Below are 17,208 nucleotides of genomic sequence, written 5' to 3'. Positions count from 1 at the left end.
TCCATTTCTTGCGGGGCCAACCGTCGCCCGCTGCCGCTTGTTCACGCCGCGCGTACGGCGTGAATGTCAATCGTGAACGGTATCACGGCTAGAATTGTCCTCAGTATACACGCTTTGGTCGACCGGACCAAAAAAAATGTTAGTTAGGGTTGACAGCCAGGCCCTAAGCAATTACACTGAACCAAGTTAGTTAGCCTTCAATTAATGCTAACTAACTTAAAATCGACAAAGAAGGTGCTTCTCTTGACTCACGATTCGCAAGCCCTTTTGAACCTCTTTGGCCGCCTGTTCCAACAACGCGGCTTCATGCAGGCCGCGGTGTTCAGTTCACGCCTCGACGGGCCACACACTCAAGAACGCGGTCAACTGCGCGTCCTGCGGCTGCTCGCGACGCAAGGCGAACTGACGAATGCAGATATCGTCGACGCACTCGACATCCGGCCGAGCTCCGTCTCCGCCTTGGTCAGCAAGCTGGAGGCAAGCGGCCTGATCACCCGCGAACCATCCGCGACCGATAAGCGGGTCACGTTGATCCAGCTGACAGACCAGGGCCGCGCGCTGATCGCCGATTCGCGGGACCAAAAGGATAAGCTGTCCGAAGCGCTGTTCGCCAGTCTGGATGACTCGGAACAACAGCAGCTCGCCGGTTTGCTCCGTAAGTTGACCGCTGGCCTCGACGCCCAGGCGCCGGACGTTGACATCGACGACTTCAAACGCCTCGCGCACCTGCACGGTCCTCGCCACGGTTTCGACCGACCGGGGTTCACCCCCGGCAACTGGCCACATTTTTGATCGACCCGGATACCCATAATTGACCTAGCCCGACTCAACGCATTGGAGGGGAGACCGCAGTCTCCCCTCCTTTAGCGTGGTCATCATTGTTGCGCAAAGGCAGCCACTGTACCCGTGAACGCGACGGCGGTGTAGCCGCCAAAGCGCTTGACCCCATCCTGCCAATAGTCGGCACTCGGCCAACGCGTTGCACCGATCACCCAGCGCGGCGCGTCAGGGGCAACGGTCGAGCATTGCTTCAGCAGAGACTGACTGCCCATCAGGACGACCCGCTTCCCCGTCGCGCGCTGGATCGTTGTAATGAATGTCTGAAGCGCTGGCCGCCACTTAGCCGGCGCCGGTGGCTCGTCCGCATAACGTCCATAATAGGTCAGATAGATCCCGATCGGTAGCGTACCGAGGTCCCGCCCCACCTTGGTCAAAAAATGGGCCGCCTGTGCACTCGGCGTTGAATCAAAGCTAAAGTAGTGGTAGACCCCGATGCGCACCGGGGTGCCGATCCCGCGGTCGTAGTTGGGCGTGAAGTCATCGTCGAAATAACTCGCCCCTTCCGTCGCCTTGAGGTACGCAAAGTCGACCCCGGCCGCGTGCAAAGCCCCGAAGTCCTGATACCCGTCGGCCTGTGTCAGCACCACCCCTTGCACTGGGTAACGCGCCGCCCCGCGGTGTTGCGTCTGATAGACGTGCCAGCCCCACCCGCCCGCGCCGATCAAGGCGAGTACCGCGACGACTGCAAGCGTCCACCACCACCGGCGGCGTCTGGGATATGTATCTGAGTAGATCGGGCGAACTCGACGGCGGATCGCGATCACTTCCTTTGCGGGTTTGGTGTTTATTATACGAGCAAAGTCCCCCGGTGGCGACCCCTGGCTTGTCAGACTTCCGGGGACCCCCAAAATCAGCCTCGGGACTGATTCACCTAGGGGGGATTGGATTATGATTGTCTCAATCCTTGGTAAGCCTTATCATGGAAGTAAGCGCGGGGTGCCGCGTAGACAGGAGGTGGCTCCATGCTCGATGAGCGATTGATCGGCACGACGTTCACCCTTCCCGCGACCGGTGACGATGTCGTCTTGTACGGCATCCATTACCACTTCCACATCATGGATGAGGCCTTACCGGGAGAGGTCGTGGTCGTCGTCGGCGCAGAAGCGTTAGGCCTGCGCGTGCGCCGCTTAGACCGCGATCTGCAATACTAAAACATAGCCAGGCACCATCAGGCCGCCCCCGTGGCGTGACCGCGGGAACTAAGGAGGAGTTTTTTTATGGGACAGATTATCTTATGGGCAGTGATCGCGATCGTCGTGATCGCCGTGATCGTCATGCTGCTGAGCAGCGTTGCCATCATTCACACCGGGGAAGTCGGGATCGTTGAGCGCTTAGGGAAGTACGTCCAGACCCTACAGCCAGGCTTCCACGTCGTTTTGCCGATCATCTACCGCATCACCGAGATCGTGAACATGAAGCAGATCCCGCTGAAAGTCGACGAACAGGAAGTGATCACCAAGGATAACGTGGTCGTGCGGATCAGCGAGACCCTGAAGTACCACATCACCGACGTCAATGCGTATGTCTACCAGAACAAGGATTCCGTGCTGTCCATGGTGCAAGACACACGGGCGAACCTGCGTGGGATCATTGGGAACATGGACCTGAACGACGTGCTCAACGGCACCGAGACGATCAACCAGACCTTGTTCCAGCAGATCGCAACGACCACCGCGGGCTACGGGTTGAATGTGGACCGGGTCAACATCGACTCCATCCAGGTCGACAAGACCATCCAGGAATCGATGAACAAATTACTGCGTGCCTCCCGTGAGAAGGAAGCCAACATCATGGAAGCCGAAGGGCTCAAGCAGTCCGCGATCGCCAAGGCCGAAGGGGAAAAGCAAGCAGACATCCTGCAAGCCGAAGCCAACAAGCAGACCCAGATCCTCGAAGCACAAGGGCGTGCGGAATCTCAGCGTCTGATCGCCGAAGCGGTCAAGGACCAGATCAACTCGATCAACGCAGGCCTTGCACAAAACGGCGACATGTACCTCAAGTACAAGAACGTCGAAGCACTCGAAGCGCTTGCCAAGGGGCAATCCAACACGGTCGTGATGCCAAGCACCGCGGTCGATTCGCTGGGCCAGATCCCCGCGGTCGGCCAGATCTTGAACGCAGGCAAGAAATAACCCACCGGCTAACCAAATGGGGCTGTGCCATAACGCGGTTTTAGCCCAGAGTATAAGAGAGACCCCCTGAAAAACCCGAACTTAGGTTTTGCAGGGGGTCTCTCTTATATGGCTAGGGCGTTGCGTTATGGCACGTAACGTTCTGGAATAGTCGTGCCACCAGGGGTTATGTCACAACCCGATTTCCTACGATTAGTCAAGGGTTTTGAACTAGGTTTTAGGTCTTGAACTTAGGTATTGAACTTAGGTCTTGGATTTAGGTATTTAGGCTGAGGGTTTGGTACTAGTGGGGTGGGCCGCAAATGGTCGTCACTTTTTGGGTAAGCTAAATAAACCTCCTCACTTCCCCTTTAAAAACGACCTGGATTGAACTACTATACAGGTGTAGGAGCTTATGACTCCGCGCTAATAGTGGACTTCGAGTCCGTGTATCGGTAACGATACTTAGTGCCTGCCATTACCATGGCATATAGGCATTTCAGTGTCTTGTTCATACAAGCCACGACGGCAACCTTATCCCGTTTCGGGATAGGGTTGTTTTTTAGTTCGTAGTAATAATCGACAATATGATTGGGCGCGGCGGCCTTTTGCCGGATCATGTTTCTGACGATCAGATAAAGCAAGGCACGCGCGTGAGGATTACCCCGCTTATTGATATGGTCTTGTCGTGTGTACTTGCCAGATTGATAACGATTCAGATCGATCCCAACGTATGCGTTGACTTGATTGGCATTATCAAAACGACATATATCGCCAAGCTCGCCGACCAGTTGTGCGGCTGATAATGCCCCAATGCCAGGCATCGATTGATAGATCTGAAATTGTGGCAGTCTCTCTGCGACACTCGTCATTTGTTTTCGTAAGCTGTCTTCTTGCTTGACCAACTCGATCAACTGCCGACAATAATACTGCACTTCTTGGACTTGGACACTGTCCGAATCGGCGGCGGGATAGCTATCCTTGGCCAAGGCGCTCAACTTCTCTGCGTACTTCAAGCCTTTGGCTTGAGACAGTTTCTTATCGGTCTCACTCATCAGCTTGTTCTTTAAGCAAGTACGTGAGATCCCCCGCACAAAGGCTGGGTGTGGAAATAAAAGGATCACGTTTAGTGCCAGCTTCGATACGCGAGAGCTAAACAGTTGCTCGACTTCGGGGAAAGTCTGTTGGAGGGCTGTATATAGCTTTAGCCGCGTTAGTTTGACCTCATCCATCACTTGTTGGTAGAAGCGGTTCAATTGGCGTAACTGCTCATATTCAGGTGTCCACGGAGTGGTCAATCGATACTGGTGATGCGTCACAGATAGCGCGATCCTGTGGGCATCCTTTTGGTCGGTCTTCACGCGCCGTAAACTCTCTGAATGCAAGTGTAGCTCCAGCGGGTTCAAGCGGCCATACCGTAATTGATGGTCTTGGCAGAAGCGTACTAGTGGCTGTGAATAGATCCCTGTGGCTTCGAAGTACACGATCGGGTCATCCGCTTGCTTGAGCATTTGGTCAAGCTGAGTGAAGCCGAGCTTGTTGTGTACACACTCGAACTCCTTTAAACACTGGTCACCGCGGTACCAAACACCGTAGCTGTGACCTTTAGAAACATCCAATGCGAATACATCGGACAAAATATTACTCCCTTTCTAAATTGGTGAAGCTAGCCCGCATCTTCTTCTCGTAACTCATTTCCTAAACACGACCTCGAAGGCCCACGATCTTAAACCAGATTTGCGCAACGAAGATGACGGAGATCCTTTTGTGTTACGGACTCGAAGTCCCTTGGGTTATGTTCGATTTTAGCTTCATCTTCAGTGTAGCGAGCAAAAAGAAAATTCCGGTAAGAAACTGGAGAATTCACCAGTTCTTACCGGAACTAATCTTAGATTGTTTTCTCATGTGATCCGGTTGTCTTCCCGTTAGCGCTGGCCCAATCTAGTTTGCCGCTAGGACCACACGTGGCCGCCTAAAACCGCGCCAACTGCGCCTCGCTTGTCGCATTGATGATATAGGCCCCCGAATGGATACGCTGCATCAATGACAGCATCACGCTGGCCGGCACGGAGACGCACCCCGCGGTGGCCCCTGCCCCGTTGCAGTGCAGGAAAAACGCAGAACCCCCACCGACGCCGCGGTTATACCCGATCACGATCGCGTACTGGTACTGCGCGTAGTCCGCCAGGTGCTCATCTTTGGCACTGGAGCTAGCGCGCTCCTGCCACGTGTTGTACTGTGGATCGGCCGTGTTCGAGATGTAATACGAATGCGCCGTGATCTGGCGGTATGGGAGGCCGGCGCCAGGATTACCGCCGCGACCGAACGCGAGCGTCAGCGGATAGGCACCGATCGGGGTCCGTCGGCTGCCTTCATAGGCGTTGCCGACCCCATTGGTCCCGACGCGCCCACTGCTGGTTAACACCTGTTGCCAGCCACTGGCGGTTTTGTTCAACAGCGTGACCCGCGCGTAGGAGCCACTGGCCACAACAGCCACGATCTGAGACGCGTGTTGCGCAGTCGGGCTAGCGGCCACACGCTGCACCAGCGTTGGCGTCGTTGTGCGCGCAGCCGGTGCCGTGGTCCGGCTGCTGGTCGCGCTTGACGCTTGCGCACGGCGGGCAGTACTTGCGGCCGCCTGCCGGCTGGCCGCGGCCTGACTACTGGCCACCGCCTTGCGACTGGCCGCTTGGCTCGCCGCGCGGGCCCGGCTGGCGACGGCGGCCCGACTCGAGGCCGTCGCCTGACTGGCCGCCGCCTTGCTTGACGCCGCCTTGCTTGACGCCGCGGCGCGACTCGCCGCGACTCGGCTTGCGCTTGTGGCACTCGCCGCCTTTTTGGCCGCTTGCTTGCGCGAAGCGGCCGCGCTCGACTGCGCCCGATCCGTTTTTGGCGTGGCCGGTTTGGTTGCGTGGCCGCACCCCGTCAGCAGGGCTAGTAACATCAGACACCCGATCATTTTTTTCATCTACAGTCACTCCTTATAAAATGGAGAATACCGCATAATCGATAAAAAATGCAAGATGTTACAATTTTTTATATAGAAAAAGGCGATGCCTTAGCCATCGCCTGGCATCGCCCTTAAAGCGTCGGGGCCTCGTACGTCCCCTTGATCACGAAGTAGCTCCCGCGGATCACCCCGGCGAGCTTCGACTTCTGGTGCGCAAACTTGAAGCGACCTTCAAGCGCCTCTGGGATCGGCATGCCATCCGAGAGCTTCAGTCCCACGGCGCGCTTGCCTCCGTCTTCGAGGGTGTAAAGCACATTGAGCCCTAGGCCGTCTTCATAGAAGACGTAGGTCCAGACGATACCCTCGACGTGCTGTTGCGCCACTTCCAGCGGGCGGGCCGTCAGCGTCAAGTCCTTTTCGGCCAAGATCGCCGTCACGTACGCGATCACGTCGGGGTGCTCAGCGGCCGGTTCAGTCACGAACGGCTGTTTATACTTGGTCCAGAAGTAGCGTGCTTCGTTCGCGCGCAACCCGGCCAGCGCATCCGCCACTGGCGACGTGGTCAGCCCGATCGTGCTGACCGCCTTAAAATCCACAAGATAACTCATCAGATCACCTTCTACTTTGATATTGTAAGTTTACAATACCGGTCCCACCGCCCGCCGTCAAGCGTCACGCGCGCCGCAACCGCCCCGCATGATCCACGGACACCAAAAACCGGCGAGTTGCCTCGCCGGTCGGTCATGCGCGTGCCGCTCGGATCGCCTCGAAGCGCTTGGGCGCCAGCTTTCCGAGTTCGACCAGCTTGCCTTCGATCTGATCGAGCACCGCGTTACGCTGCGCCTTGTCGTTCACAAAGTCGTACTGGTCGCGGTCGATCGTGATGATGCTGGAGCGCGTGTAGCCCTTGGCCCACTCGCGGTAAGCCTGGTTGACGCGGTTGTAATACGCGATCAGCTCCGGTTTGTCACGGATGTCCTCCATCTCCCGGCCGCGCCCCTGGATCTCTTCGATCTCGTGGTCGGGGTCGATCTGCAGGTAGATGGCCAAGTCCGGCATCCCGTTCCACGGGCTCCCATTGACGTTGCTTTGCATCTCCTGGCTTAGCGTGACGTAGATGTTGAAGTCGACATCGTCGATCTCCCCATTCTTATGCAGTTGCGAGGCCATCACGAAGTCCGACTCCAGCGACGAATCCATCACCGCATTTTCCTGCATGATCGCTTTTTTCAGCTGCTGGTACCGGAAGGTCAAAAACGCGATCTGCAAGATCGTGCCGGTCGTCTTGCGACTGTCTGCCCCTGCATCGTAGAACTTCTTGAGCATGTTGGCGATCATGCCATTGCCTTCAACGTCCTCGTAGTAAGCGGGCGTCCCCAAGTCTTCAGATAATAAGCGCGTCAAGGACGTCTTGCCGGCCCCGATACTCCCGAGAATATAGATCATACGAACTCTCCTTTGACTGATGCGCGGGCGTTGCCCGCGTTGAATGAACGAAACACAGCGACCTAGAACACCGGGAATGGGTGATCGGGTTCGCTTGGCATGTGGTTGAAGTTGAACTCGCGTAACGCGTCAATGGACGCCACGAAGGTCGTGGTCCCCGCCGCGAGCATTAGGTTTAACTTCTTATCGGAAAGGTCTTGCGCCAGGGGGACCAAGACGACCGGCTTATGTAGTGCACGCAGGTACCCGATCTCGAACGCACAGCCCGGATCCTCGTCATCGAGATCGTAGAGAAAGACTCCACAGTCCGCAGTGGCCATGGCAGAGAGATCATTTTGGTACGTCGCATCGATCCACAAGCGCGTCATCTGCGCTTCCGTGACCACCTCATCGTGGTACTCCCAGTCGAAGGGAAAGTGCACGATCGCGACGGTATCGTTCGCGTCCAGCGCGGCCTTGGCGGCTTCGACCCGCGCACGTTGCGCAGGGTTGAACCACGGACTGCCGAGATAGATCTTAGTTAGCGGGAGCCGCTGCTTGGTTTTGTCTGTCATGAGTGCCTCCTCCAATGGCCAGTCGCAAGACCGCCATGTTTGATAATACCAGAAACCGAACGTTTATTGAACGCCTTAGCGCATTTCTCATCGCCGATCACACCAAAAAATCGCCACCCATGCGTTGCAGCGGCCTGAGTCCATTATCAAAGACTCGTTAGCGAAAGTAAAGACTTGAATCTACCAGATACAGGTGTTATGGCCAAGGCCAAACACATGATGTAGTGTTCGCGGAATACTCACGCGAACCAGTGCGCCAGTGCGCCGCTTTCAACCAGGATGACCACGCCGATCCCGATGTAGACCGCCGCCATCAACCACCGTCCCCACCGTTCCAGCAACTTAACGACCAACGGACGTCGCCCAAGCTGCGCCCCTAGGCCACAAAAAACAGTCAGCATGACCCCAAACGTCAGGAGAACGACCGCGAGCCGCCCGCCAGACAGCTGAGCGAACAGCGGCACGTAGACTCCGATATGATCTGCCCCACACGTCGCGATCGTGATCAACGCAACATTCAAGCTCAGGCTGGTCTGCGGCCGAAGACGGCTAGACACTTCGTCGGCGTCTTCCGACTCACCGACCACGGCCAGCCGTAGCCCCATGAGAATCGGGATCACACCGAGCAGACCCAACGCCCAGGTCGCCGGCACATGCTTGAGCCCGAACGCGATGAACCAGCTGACTGCGATCAGCACTCCGGTCCCCAACAAGTCCCCCAATAGACGAGGTGACGGTCGCTGGGCTTGACGGTCCCAAAAATAATCATCAAAATGATGAGGTAGTCGAGACTGGTCGCCAAGTAGGCCGTCACCTCAGTCATAATATGTCGAGTGTAACATATAAAGGAGCGAACGTCTTGTCAGAATCGCAACACCAGATCAAGCCGGCACAGCTCGCCGAATCCGAGCAGATCTTCAAGCTCCTGAGCAACGCGACGCGGTTGCAGATGCTGATCCTGCTCGCGGCGCGTGAGCTGAACGTCGGTGAACTGCAGCAGGCGCTCGGGCTGCGTCAGTCGGTGGTCTCCCACCAGCTGGCGACCCTGCGCGCGCACCAGCTCGTGTCCAACCGCCGTGAAGGCACGACGATCTACTACCGGTTGGACGACCCCCACATCCTTGATGTGATCAATGAGATGCTCGAACACACCGATCACGTTGTGCGGGGCCAACGTCACGGGGACTAGCCGCGAACTTGCACCGTCACCGGCCAGCGCGCATAATAAGCCCAACCTTGAAGGAGGCGAGCATATGCCCACTTTGATCCTACTGCGCGGCAACTCCGGTTGTGGTAAGACAACGTTAGCCGACGCGCTGGCGCGAGCTTACGGCGAGGAGGCCTTACTGCTTCAACAAGACGTTTTGCGCCGTCACGTCCTTCACGCTGGCGACCACGCCGGGACCCACGCAGTTGATTTGATCGCCGATCTGATCGACTTTGGCCGCCAATTCTACCCGATCACCATCGTGGAAGGGATCCTCCGCCGCGATGTGTACGGCGCAATGCTTCAACGCGCGATCGAACGCTTCGGTGCGCGCGCCTTCGTCTACTACCTCGATCTCCCCTTCGCGCTGACGGTCGTGCGCAACGCACCACGACACTTCTCAGAAGTCGACCTACGCTGTTGGTGGCGCCCAACAGACCAGCTGGGACCGACGGACATCCGACTTAGTGACCGCCCCGTCACCACCAACCTCGCGCGTATCCGAAAGGCGGTGGGCAGATGAGCAAAGACCGGGTCAACGCCTTAAGCGACGGCGTCTTCGCGATCCTGTTAACGATCTTGATCTTGGACTTTCAACCGACGACCCTCGCGCCCGGGACGATCAGCCACCTGATCTCGCGGCAGGCCCCGCTATTCGCGATGTATGACCTGTCGTATTTTTACGTCGGCACGAGCTGGCTGTTCCATCACGACTATTTCCAGTATGTCCGCAAGACGAACCGGACGCTCAACCTCTTGAATCTGCTCGTGCTGTTCACCGTCACCCTGGTCAACTACGCGATGGTCCTGTTGATCGAAGCGCTGACCAACGGTGACCCCGGCGACATCCAGGTCGCCTTCATCGTGTACGATGCCGTTGCGCTTGGGATCTCACTGTCCTTTTTGATCCTCTACCGCTACCTGGAGCGGCACCCTAGCTTGCAGTCCTTCACCGGGATCGAGGCGCACTACAGCCGCATCCGCATGGATCCGGCCCGCAGCGTGACGATCTACCTGCTGTCGGCCATCGCGACGTGCGTCTCGAATCTGCTGGCCGGCATCCTACTCGTGGCCGGAGTGCTCTTCCACTTCATCGCCTACCTGCGCTTCTCCAAGGTGATCCACCTGGGCACACAAAAAAAGGATCACCCATAAATCTTCACGTTTTTGCGGTATACTGAGACCAACTAAGGAGGCACACACATGCGACGTGAACGACGACTCTCATTTCAAAAACGCAAGAAGCGCTGGCCCAAGGTGCTCGCCACGGTCTTGATCCTGCTGGTGGTCGCCGGAGGGCTTGGCTTCGTCTTTTTCCCGCAGCTCAACAACACGGTCCGCAACGTGACCGGCAATGACACGCCGGCTGACACCGCCGTCAAAAACGAGCTGGTCAAGCAGATCGAAGCCCGTAAGACCGGTGACAGCAGCACAGACGCCAAGATCGAATCGGCCGCCAGCACCCTCAAGGCGACGAAGATGAGCACGATCGTGGCGGCTGCGTCTGACCAGACCAAGATGGCGGACCTGCTGCGCACATCGGTCGGGGCCAGCAGTGAGCAAGCCAACGCGGCCGCCAAGCTGTTGTTCGCCAACTCGGACCTGCAAGGCGTCCGGGAGGCGGTGGCAGCTGGGGACTGGGTCAAGGCCTACCAGGAATACAAGGCCCTCAACGGCACTGAGGCACTGACGGCCCTCAAGGCCAACCTCGGTCAGTACTGAACTCACTAAAAAAGACGCATCTGCGTCTTTTTTAGTCTCACGGTTTGATATACGCGTACCCATCGAGCTGGCGCTGCGCTAACTCGAACATGGCCGAAGGCACCACGATCACGCCGGGCTGCAAAGTGTCCGCATCGATCTGACGCTGACGCAATGCGTTGCCGCACGCTGCCACCGTGACCCCCGCCGCGATCAGTCCGCTCAAGTCGATCTCGCTGCCTTGCTGGGCCTGCACGACTGGGTCCCCGTTGATCACCAGCTCGGCGTGGGCGACGACGCCGGCGCGCTCAGCCTGCTGAAGCAACGCTGGGATGTTGCTGAGCGTGGCTGCCCAGCGTGATGGTTCACTGAGATGGAAAATCACCTTCATCACGATCCCTCCTTGCCCTCAGTGTCGCGCCACGCGGGGCCCCTGTCAAGTTAGGGCGAAACAACTTTTTTTGTCCAGACAGTTGACGCGCGTGGGGATTCCTGTATAATAGTTATTGTTCTTGTTACGAACATTGCCCGTTGGTCAAGGGGTTAAGACGTCGCGTTCTCAGCGCGAAAACACGGGTTCGAATCCCGTACGGGTGAGCTAGAACCGTCGCATCGTTGATGCGGCGGTTTTTTTGTCCTTCAGACGTCTGTGTGGTCACCCATTGCGGGTCAGCCGCGTCGCCTTGCCCCACATCGCCCACAAGGTGAGCCCGTGGGCACCGACGATCAACAAGAGCCATTGCCACCAAGCCATTGCGCTCACCACCTTTCAAGGTCAGCTTAAGCGTCGATTGTATCGCCTTGACCGCTTTTGTGTAAAGATCCGGTGTCGATCGTGTAAACCCACATAAAAAGCACGCCGACGTTCAGCGTGCCCGGCTCGCGATCAGCAAGCCCGTTATTCCTTCGCGCGTGTTGTTGCGGGTTTCTTGCGCAGTACCCAGAGGATCGCGATCGCCAGCCCGGCCAGCAGGATCGCTGGCGCCGCGTTGCTGGCCAAGAAGCCCGTCGGTGTACCGTGTTCCAGCACTCCGAAGACGGAGAGCAAGATCCCCGCCAGGCCGATGATCGAGCCGCCGGCGATTAAGCCAGAAGACAGGCTGACCCCGTTTTGGACCCGTTCGGCGTTGGCTTCCTTGTTCTTGCCCTCGACCGCTAGCCGCAGCAGCGCCCCGACCAGGATGATCGCCGTGGTTGCCATCGGCAGGTAGAACCCGATCGCCACGGTCATCACAGGCAACTTCAGAAGGTGCAGCACCACCCCGATGACCGCACCGATAATGATGATCGTGAAGGGCAGCTTACCCGTGATGATTCCACTGGTCAGCGTGGCGATCAAGTTCGCCTGTGGGAGTGCGAACGCGGCGTTTTCGGACACATCGGCCAGCTGGTTGGCCAGCAAGACGATGACGCCGACGACGGTGATCGTGCCCAGTACCCCGGCAAGCAGGAAGCGACGTTGCATCTTAGGCCGATCGGCGTTCATCAGTGCCGTCGCCTTTTGCGTCTGCGTGTAGCCCCCACCAGTCGAGATCGCGGTCACCGCGAAGGTCGCCAGCAACAGCAGCGAACGCGTGTCGAAGTTAGAGGTCCAACCCATCACAACGAACAGCAACGTGAGCAGGACCAACGAGGCGATCGTCATCCCCGAGACCGGCAGATTGGAGGTGCCCAGCGTCCCGGTCAGGTTCGCCGCCACCACCACGAAGACGAAGGCCAGCAGCATGGCCAAGCCCCCACCGATCACCCCGATCAAGAGGTTACCGGAGAAAATGCTCCCGAGGACCAGCGTCGCCACGATCGAGAACACTAGCAGCATGATCCCGAACTTGGACTTCTTCTCGTTACCGCCAAGCGTGGCCTTCAGGGAACGCCCGATGACCGGGATCAGCCGCAGCGCACCGATGATCCCGCCGGCCAGCATCATGCCGGCGCCGAGATAGCGAATGTACCCGCCTGCGATCCCGTCGAAGGCCAGTCCCCGGATCGCGGCGTCTGAATTATTCCAGAGGACGGCTGACCCATGCGCCATGTCAGTGAAGTACCCGATCAGCGGGACCACCGCGAAGTTGGCCAGGATCGAGCCCGCGAACATCGTCAAGGCGACTTGGATCCCAACGATAAAACCGATCCCGGCGAGCAGTGGGTTGACTTCCAGCTCGAATTTCCACTTGAAGTCCTTGGCCCCATACATCACAAAATGATTGTTGACCCAGCCGAACATCGAGCCGGTGATCATGGTCAAGAACCCACCGATCCCGAAGCCCGAGGCCATCATCTTGAGCCCCTGGCCACCGTTTGCACTCGCCCGGATGGTCTCGGCGATCGCCATCGCTTCCGGGTACACCAGGGTGTCTTTAGACGCGATGATCAAGTGGTTCTCCACGATCGCGGCGGTGCCGATCCCGAACAGGACCCCCATCGTCCCGACCAGGACGGCTTCGAAGAAGTTGATGTCCGCACCGATCAACAGCACGGCCGGCAGCACGAAGATCATGCCGCTGGCGATGGTTTCCCCACCGCTCGCCATCCCCTGCATTTCGTTCGTTCCGGCGTACCCTTGACGCCGGGCAAAGGCGCGGATGACCGCGGAGCCGATGATCGCCCCGGGGATCCCGGCGGCGACTGTGAGCCCCGCTTTCATCCCTGAGTAGGCAGTCGACGCTGCAAATAAGATCGCAAGTATGATCCCCACGCCGAGAACGATGGTACTCCCCACTTTACTCTTCGCAGTGGGATCGGCCTTGGCTTTGGGTATACTGATAGGCTTTTCCATATGAGTTCCCCCTTATCGGAATGATTACTTAACTTTGTTTAGTTATAGCCTATCATGGTAATAAGACCGATGACTACATATAACACCTGTAATGGTAAAAAAAATACACCCAGTCACCTGGATGTATCTTTACGATCAATAAAGTTGCTTTGATTGCGCCGCGTATGCCTCGAACGTTGGCAGCGTCAACTCACGATCATGCTGACTCAGCGTCAGCGTGTCCCCTTGCAGACCGTGATCGATGAAGTCATAGATCGCCGCATCGCGGAACCCGATTGCCGCAGCATCCTGCGCACTATTGCCGTAGTACACGACCTGAATATTCGCCCAGATGATCGCGCTCAGGCACATCGGGCACGGCATGGCGCTCGTGTACAGCTCACAGCCGCTCAGGTCGTGCGTGCCCAGCTGTGCACCAGCCGCGCGGATCGCTTCCACCTCACCGTGTGCGGTGGCATCGTGCCCCGCCAGCACGCGGTTGTGCGCCGCGGCGATCTCCCGACCGTCCTTGACGATCACGCAGCCGAATGGGCCGCCTTCGTTCGTCGTCAGGTTCATCTTGGCTTGGTCGATCGCTTGTTGCATGAAGTCTCGTTGATACATTTCATTCGCCTTCCTTTCAGCGTACAATAGCGTTAATAAGACAGGAGGTCTGAGCATGGCCAAAACCACGACGCGCCCACTGGGCATCATCACCACCGTGGCTGGTGCGCTGACCATCGCCAGCGGCGCGATGGCGCTCGCCAGCGGGGTCCTCACCATCCTTAAGAGCAAGGCTCGTTAGCCAAGCGCCGGTCGCCCGGCGCTTTTTTTGTCTCTCGCGATCCCCGCCCGCAGCAGCGGACGCTTACAGCCGCTTCGCCATATCTGTCAGCACCGTGTGCGTCAATCGGCTCGTCTGCGGCGCGACCGGGTTGTCCGAAGCGTGCGCCACCGCCGCCAGGAAGGCCCGGATCATCGGCGCGAACCCGCGCGTCTCCAGCGTCGGCTGCCAGTCTGGCGCCGGCTGCGTGGTGACAGCCGTCCCTTGGTACACTTGTAGCGTACTGAGGTCCTGCACCCGGTAGAGGCCGTCTGTCGTCACAACGGTCGCCTCTTCCAGGTTCGTCCCCGCCACTAGGTTGATCGCCGCTTCCGCCCGGACGCCAGCGGCCGTGAAGGTCACGCTCGCCTGCTCCACGTTCCCGTCATCATCGAGGTGCATCGCGTAGCGTGCCTTCGGGTCTTCAGGAAAACCAGCTAGCGCCAGCGCGGTGTCCAAGGGGTGGATCAGCAGGTCGAAGATCGCCTCGCGCGGCTCCTGGGGATCTGCAACACGGTTTTTGGTCACTTGGATCAGATTCTTGTTCGGCAGGTCCACCAGCGTCTGAAGTTGCGGCGCAAACCGGCGATTGAACCCGACCGTCAGTAGCTTACGGTGCTGGGTGGCCAGCAGGTACAGCTCCGTGACCTGCGCTTGATCCATCGCCAACGGCTTGTCGACGAACACGTTCACATCCCGTTCAAGGAAGTGCTTGACCAGCTCATAGTGCACGGACGTGGCCGAATGGATCATCACGGCATCGAGCGCAAGCCCATCCAGCGCCGCAAGGTCTGTCCCTGCGGCAACCATATGAAACTGGTTAGCGACCCGTGTGACCTTCGCCAGGTCACGACTCTCAAGGTACCACTGCACCTCCGATTGCATCTGCGCGTACACCGGCAGATACGCCTTCTGGGCAATATTGCCCAATCCGATCACACCAACACTCAACATTGCGATCACCTGATTCCATCATAGTTTACTTTAACACTAGCACAGCGCCGCGACGGGGGCAAAGGCCGCTCATCAGCTTCAGTTTTAATTAGTGTAAACGGTTACCTAATTAAGTCTAGCAATCGTCCGCAGAATATTCAATAATAAGAATGAGTTGAAAAATGGGAGGGAATTATCATGTTGACACATCACCACCGGTCGCGATGGCAGCGACCGCTCTTGGTTCTCGCACTTGGCTTGCTCCTCACTGGGGCGGCCAGCTGCGCCGACGACCATGCCCAGGCGGATCACCAGCCGAAGGTCACGCAAGCCCAGCGCGCGGAATCCAAGCGCCTGAAGGCCAAGCACAGCAGCCTCAAAAAGGCGCTGGCGGCCAAAGAAGCGAAAGCTGAATCGCTGAAGAAGAAGCGGGCGGCCCTCGAATCCGAGCAGGCCGCGGCCGAGTCCAAAGCCGCCGCTGAGTCCAGCGCCGAAGCGGCCGCTTCGTCGTCTAAAGCCGCGGCGGCTTCCTCAAGCGCCGCCGTCGCCTCATCCAAGGCCGCTCAGGCCGCCTCAACGGCCAAGGTCCAAGCCGCGGCGGCCAGCTCCTCTGCCGCGGTTGCCCGCCAACGGGCAGCCAGCCAGCGCGCGGCTAGTCAGCGCGCCGCCAGCAGCCAAGGGCACGCTGTGACCAACCGCGGCGACATGAACACCGCCGCCACGGGGAAGATCGTCGGCAACCGTAATTCGCACATCTACCACGTCCCCGGTCAAGCGGGTTACCGCATGAATTCGGCTAACGCAGTGTACTTCAACAGTGAAGCTGAAGCCCGGGCCGCGGGCTACCGAAAGGCGCTCCGATGAGCCGCCGCTACCTGTGGGGCCTCGCCTTCGTCACCGCGCTGATGCTTAGCGGCTGCAGTCAGCCCAAACAAGCAACCGAACCGAGCCCACGTCGCCAGATGACCTCAGCACTGAAGACCGCGACTGAGCAGAATCGCACACTCGCTGACCAGGTCGATGACGTGGAAGCGACCATTCAAGCCGAAACCGAGCAGATCGCCGCCCTTGAATCGGCGGCGCAGTCAGCACCAACGGCCAAGACCACGCACTCGGCGAAAGCGCCGACTAGTACCGCCAGCCCCGCTGCCGCCACCGATACCGCCAAGCTCGCGGCGATGAATTTTGCCGGTCAACAAGAGATCCCTGTCGCGAACAACGCACCGGGGTTCACCACGGCAGAACTCAGCACGGCCAAAGGCGCTTGGGAGGCCTACACCGACCTCGACGGCTTGAACCGCGCTGTGGCCGCTAACGCCTTGCTCAGCACGGCCCTGATGCCGACCGATAAGCGTGAAGGCCTGACCTGGGACCCGACCGGCTGGCGCAACAAGCGCACTGCGCACGGCTGGCTGTACAACCGTAGCCACCTGATCGGATTCCAGCTTTCTGGTGAGAACAATAACCCAAAGAACCTCATCACCGGCACGCAGTCGCTGAACAATCCGCTGATGCTGGCCCACGAGATGGACATTGCGACCTACCTGAAGGCAGATGCGCACCACTTCGTTCGCTACCAAGTCCGCCCGATCTACCGTGGCAACGACCTTGTGGCCCGCGGTGTTCAGATGCGTGCCCAGTCGATCGGTGACAATACGATCCGCTTCAACGTCTATATTTTCAACGTTGAAGCCGGTTATACGATCAACTACGCGGATGGGACCAGCACCGCCAACTGATCGGCGTTGCGCTGAATGACCAGGGTGCCCCCCCCGCATCCCGATGACCACCGATCGAATCCAGGTCTAACCACAAAGCACCTGTCTGAATGGCTACCCTCAGCCATTCAGACAGGTGCTTTGTGGTGGTGCCGGTGCAAAAAAACACG

At 58.3% G+C, this 17,208-nt stretch carries 21 protein-coding genes and 1 tRNA gene; 11 read left to right on the top strand and 11 right to left on the bottom strand.

Going from position 1 to position 17,208, the window contains the following annotated elements; genetic code table 11:
- Positions 1–243: 243 nt before the first annotated feature.
- Positions 244–792, top strand: a complete 549-nt coding sequence (locus tag HII33_RS06975; protein WP_179395090.1) for a MarR family winged helix-turn-helix transcriptional regulator — start codon at positions 244–246, stop codon at positions 790–792.
- Positions 793–875: 83 nt separating this feature from the next.
- Here the strand turns inward: HII33_RS06975 and HII33_RS06970 are convergent, their stop codons facing one another.
- On the bottom strand, positions 876–1,505 hold the full coding sequence (locus tag HII33_RS06970) for a GH25 family lysozyme (RefSeq protein ID WP_179395089.1): 630 nt from the start codon (positions 1,503–1,505) through the stop codon (positions 876–878).
- A 297-nt stretch (positions 1,506–1,802) separates the two neighbouring features.
- Between HII33_RS06970 and HII33_RS06965 the strand changes: the two genes are divergently transcribed.
- The gene (locus tag HII33_RS06965; protein ID WP_179395088.1) at positions 1,803–1,991 is read left to right on the top strand and encodes a hypothetical protein; all 189 of its coding nucleotides are present in this window, start codon (positions 1,803–1,805) and stop codon (positions 1,989–1,991) included.
- A 66-nt stretch (positions 1,992–2,057) separates the two neighbouring features.
- Positions 2,058–2,972, top strand: a complete 915-nt coding sequence (locus HII33_RS06960; RefSeq protein WP_179395087.1) for an SPFH domain-containing protein — start codon at positions 2,058–2,060, stop codon at positions 2,970–2,972.
- Between the two features lie 392 nt (positions 2,973–3,364).
- Here the strand turns inward: HII33_RS06960 and HII33_RS06955 are convergent, their stop codons facing one another.
- From HII33_RS06955 to HII33_RS06930, 6 genes are all read right to left on the bottom strand, one after another.
- Positions 3,365–4,588 (bottom strand): IS110 family RNA-guided transposase, encoded by a 1,224-nt coding sequence (locus HII33_RS06955; RefSeq protein WP_179395086.1) that lies wholly within the window; start codon positions 4,586–4,588, stop codon positions 3,365–3,367.
- 335 nt (positions 4,589–4,923) lie between these two features.
- The gene (locus tag HII33_RS06950) at positions 4,924–5,919 is read right to left on the bottom strand and encodes a hypothetical protein (RefSeq protein ID WP_179395085.1); all 996 of its coding nucleotides are present in this window, start codon (positions 5,917–5,919) and stop codon (positions 4,924–4,926) included.
- A 113-nt stretch (positions 5,920–6,032) separates the two neighbouring features.
- Entirely contained in the window at positions 6,033–6,509 is a 477-nt protein-coding gene (locus HII33_RS06945) for a phage tail protein (RefSeq protein WP_179395084.1), read from the bottom strand.
- A gap of 133 nt (positions 6,510–6,642) precedes the next feature.
- Positions 6,643–7,347 carry a deoxynucleoside kinase gene (locus HII33_RS06940; protein WP_179395083.1) on the bottom strand — a complete coding sequence of 235 codons (705 nt, stop codon included), beginning with the start codon at positions 7,345–7,347 and terminating at the stop codon, positions 6,643–6,645.
- A 62-nt stretch (positions 7,348–7,409) separates the two neighbouring features.
- Positions 7,410–7,901 (bottom strand): nucleoside 2-deoxyribosyltransferase, encoded by a 492-nt coding sequence (locus tag HII33_RS06935; RefSeq protein ID WP_179395082.1) that lies wholly within the window; start codon positions 7,899–7,901, stop codon positions 7,410–7,412.
- 239 nt (positions 7,902–8,140) lie between these two features.
- On the bottom strand, positions 8,141–8,599 hold the full coding sequence (locus tag HII33_RS06930) for a cadmium resistance transporter (RefSeq protein WP_343036847.1): 459 nt from the start codon (positions 8,597–8,599) through the stop codon (positions 8,141–8,143).
- A 128-nt stretch (positions 8,600–8,727) separates the two neighbouring features.
- Between HII33_RS06930 and HII33_RS06925 the strand changes: the two genes are divergently transcribed.
- The 4 genes from HII33_RS06925 to HII33_RS06910 all read left to right on the top strand — a co-directional run bounded on the left by HII33_RS06925 (position 8,728) and on the right by HII33_RS06910 (position 10,830).
- Entirely contained in the window at positions 8,728–9,090 is a 363-nt protein-coding gene (locus HII33_RS06925) for an ArsR/SmtB family transcription factor (protein WP_179395081.1), read from the top strand.
- Between the two features lie 64 nt (positions 9,091–9,154).
- Positions 9,155–9,631 carry an AAA family ATPase gene (locus HII33_RS06920; protein WP_179395080.1) on the top strand — a complete coding sequence of 159 codons (477 nt, stop codon included), beginning with the start codon at positions 9,155–9,157 and terminating at the stop codon, positions 9,629–9,631.
- Positions 9,628–10,263 carry a TMEM175 family protein gene (locus tag HII33_RS06915; RefSeq protein WP_179395079.1) on the top strand — a complete coding sequence of 212 codons (636 nt, stop codon included), beginning with the start codon at positions 9,628–9,630 and terminating at the stop codon, positions 10,261–10,263. Before HII33_RS06920 ends, HII33_RS06915 begins: the two co-directional genes overlap by 4 nt.
- A gap of 48 nt (positions 10,264–10,311) precedes the next feature.
- Entirely contained in the window at positions 10,312–10,830 is a 519-nt protein-coding gene (locus HII33_RS06910) for a hypothetical protein (RefSeq protein WP_179395078.1), read from the top strand.
- 37 nt (positions 10,831–10,867) lie between these two features.
- Here the strand turns inward: HII33_RS06910 and HII33_RS06905 are convergent, their stop codons facing one another.
- Positions 10,868–11,200, bottom strand: coding sequence for a DsrE family protein (locus tag HII33_RS06905; RefSeq protein WP_179395077.1), 333 nt, complete (start codon positions 11,198–11,200; stop codon positions 10,868–10,870).
- A 134-nt stretch (positions 11,201–11,334) separates the two neighbouring features.
- Here HII33_RS06905 and HII33_RS06900 point away from each other — a divergent pair.
- Positions 11,335–11,406, top strand: a tRNA-Glu gene (locus tag HII33_RS06900).
- 301 nt (positions 11,407–11,707) lie between these two features.
- Here HII33_RS06900 and HII33_RS06895 read toward each other — a convergent pair.
- Positions 11,708–13,585 (bottom strand): OPT/YSL family transporter, encoded by a 1,878-nt coding sequence (locus HII33_RS06895; protein ID WP_179395076.1) that lies wholly within the window; start codon positions 13,583–13,585, stop codon positions 11,708–11,710.
- A gap of 135 nt (positions 13,586–13,720) precedes the next feature.
- The gene (locus tag HII33_RS06890; RefSeq protein WP_179395075.1) at positions 13,721–14,188 is read right to left on the bottom strand and encodes a nucleoside deaminase; all 468 of its coding nucleotides are present in this window, start codon (positions 14,186–14,188) and stop codon (positions 13,721–13,723) included.
- A gap of 55 nt (positions 14,189–14,243) precedes the next feature.
- Between HII33_RS06890 and HII33_RS13900 the strand changes: the two genes are divergently transcribed.
- Positions 14,244–14,369 (top strand): hypothetical protein, encoded by a 126-nt coding sequence (locus tag HII33_RS13900; protein WP_281362248.1) that lies wholly within the window; start codon positions 14,244–14,246, stop codon positions 14,367–14,369.
- Positions 14,370–14,432: 63 nt separating this feature from the next.
- Here the strand turns inward: HII33_RS13900 and HII33_RS06885 are convergent, their stop codons facing one another.
- Complete coding sequence (locus HII33_RS06885) at positions 14,433–15,341, bottom strand: Gfo/Idh/MocA family protein (protein WP_179395074.1); 909 nt, start codon at positions 15,339–15,341, stop codon at positions 14,433–14,435.
- A 177-nt stretch (positions 15,342–15,518) separates the two neighbouring features.
- On the opposite strand from HII33_RS06885, the gene HII33_RS06880 reads away from it, so the two are divergent.
- Together HII33_RS06880 and HII33_RS06875 are read left to right on the top strand one after the other, a co-directional pair.
- A complete protein-coding gene (locus HII33_RS06880; protein ID WP_179395073.1) occupies positions 15,519–16,184 on the top strand; it encodes a sunset domain-containing protein in 666 nt (221 codons plus the stop codon).
- Entirely contained in the window at positions 16,181–17,059 is an 879-nt protein-coding gene (locus HII33_RS06875) for a DNA/RNA non-specific endonuclease (protein ID WP_343036846.1), read from the top strand. Before HII33_RS06880 ends, HII33_RS06875 begins: the two co-directional genes overlap by 4 nt.
- Positions 17,060–17,208: the final 149 nt, after the last annotated feature.

This window comes from Lacticaseibacillus absianus (assembly GCF_013407595.1).
Classification (GTDB): Bacteria; Bacillota; Bacilli; order Lactobacillales; family Lactobacillaceae; genus Lacticaseibacillus; species Lacticaseibacillus absianus.
The sequence above is the reverse complement of the archived record's forward strand: the minus strand, read 5'-3'. Positions and strand labels throughout refer to the sequence as shown.